The 930-nt window shown below is 63.8% G+C and carries 1 protein-coding gene; it reads left to right on the plus strand.

Annotation, left to right across the window (positions count from 1 at the left end; all coding sequences use genetic code 11):
- Window positions 1-79 precede the first annotated feature (79 nt).
- Window positions 80-930 (plus strand): IS110 family transposase (locus KBI52_RS01275; protein WP_210804841.1); only part of this gene is annotated, 851 nt, incomplete at its 3' end.

The raw sequence follows: 930 nt of genomic DNA on the forward strand, positions 1-930 counted from the left end.
TGATGTCGTGGATGGCGCCCTCCACCAGCGTCAGACGTGCCAGAATGGGCATGTCCAAAACCGGAGAGGATCCACGTCCATGCCAGAGATTGCCACGGTCGGCCTTGATATCGCGAAGAACGTCTTCCAGGTGCATGGCATCGACAAGAGCGGAAAGATCGTCCTGCGCAAATCACTGCGTCGCAGCCAGGTACCAGGTTTCTTCAAAACTCTTTCCCCTTGCCTGATCGGGCTGGAGGCTTGCGCGACCGCTCACCACTGGGCCCGCACGCTCATGGCCTTCGGGCATGAGGTCCGCCTGATCCCGCCCGCCTACGTCAAACCCTATTTGCGCCGGCAGAAGAACGATGCCGCCGACGCGGCTGCGATCTGTGAGGCCGTCACGCGGCCGTCGATGCGGTTCGTCCCGGTCAAGAGCCCGCAGCAGCAAAGCACCCTCATGCTGCACGGGGCCCGCGATCTCCTGATCGGGCAGCGAACCGCCCTGATCAATGCTCTGCGCGGTCACTTCGCCGAGTTGGGCATCGTGGTGGCGCAAGGCGCTCGCAACACGCGCCAGCTGATCGCCCTCATCCATGATGACGCCAGTCCTGATCTCCCCGCCACGGCTCGGATGGCTCTCCAGCCTCTGGCGGCGATGCTGCTCGAGATCGAGGCGCAGATTGCCAGGCTCGACAAAGCCATTCTGGCGGCCCACCGCAGTGATCCGGTGAGCATCAGACTGGCCACTATTCCCGGCATTGGGCCGATTGTTGCTTCCTGTCTCTCGGCCAGTGTTCCAGATGCCAACCTGTTCCAGGGCAGTCGGGAGTTTGCCGCCTATCTCGGCCTCGTGCCCCGGCAGCACTCAACCGGCGGCAAGGCGCGGCTGGGCTCCATCTCCAAGATGGGCAACCGGCACCTGCGCAAGCTGCTGGTCGTGGGAGCGCA

Source organism: Microvirga sp. HBU67558 (assembly GCF_018069605.1).
In the GTDB taxonomy this organism is placed as follows: domain Bacteria; phylum Pseudomonadota; class Alphaproteobacteria; order Rhizobiales; family Beijerinckiaceae; genus Microvirga; species Microvirga terrae.